Raw genomic sequence first — 238 nt, forward strand, 5'->3', positions numbered from 1 at the left:
CTCTGCCGAATTGGTCAGGTCAGCCTGCAGCACCTCAACGGCAATCTGGTGTTGCTCACGCAGGCGCATGGCCAGCGCATCCAGGCGCGACTTGTTGCGTGCAACAAGAACAAGATCGTGGCCACAGCGAGCAAAACGTTCGGCATAGGTGGCACCGATACCGCTGGAGGCGCCGGTGATAAAGACGGTCGGAAGTGTGGTCATGTTATTTCCTTGATATGGATGGTGTGGGTTAACG

The 238-nt window shown here is 56.7% G+C and carries 1 protein-coding gene; it reads right to left on the minus strand.

Annotation, left to right across the window (positions count from 1 at the left end; genetic code table 11):
- Nucleotides 1-204: SDR family NAD(P)-dependent oxidoreductase (locus B4920_RS27790; protein ID WP_139379773.1), on the minus strand; the 204-nt coding region annotated here is incomplete at its 3' end.
- Nucleotides 205-238: the final 34 nt, after the last annotated feature.

Source organism: Zoogloea sp. LCSB751 (genome assembly GCF_002028455.1).
Taxonomy (GTDB): Bacteria; Pseudomonadota; Gammaproteobacteria; order Burkholderiales; family Rhodocyclaceae; genus Zoogloea.